General features: G+C 37.5%; 1 pseudogene. It reads left to right on the top strand.

From position 1 onward, the window contains the following. Positions 1–264, top strand: a pseudogene (locus R2R70_RS20890) (hypothetical protein); the annotation flags it as partial.

The raw sequence follows: 264 nt of genomic DNA, 5'->3' as shown, positions 1-264 counted from the left end.
AGTCAGTATTCGAATTAAAACGTGAAGATATTGAAGCCTATGTTGATTTTATGGTTGAACCCGATAAAAAGTGGGCATCGACTTCTGTTCAGTGGCGTTATAAAGATGAGCAAGGCATTCGCCGATTAAATAAAAACTGGCGCCCTTTTATGCTTAAAGAATCTACGGCTAGCCAACAAACATTGTCGGCTATGTTCACAGCGCTTACTGTATTTTATAAATTTTCATTACTTGAAGAAAAAACCTTTGCCAACTTTGTACCAG

Source organism: Cobetia sp. SIMBA_158, from assembly GCF_046566945.1.
Lineage (GTDB): Bacteria > Pseudomonadota > Gammaproteobacteria > Pseudomonadales > Halomonadaceae > Cobetia > Cobetia amphilecti.
The sequence above is the reverse complement of the archived record's forward strand: the minus strand, read 5'-3'. Positions and strand labels throughout refer to the sequence as shown.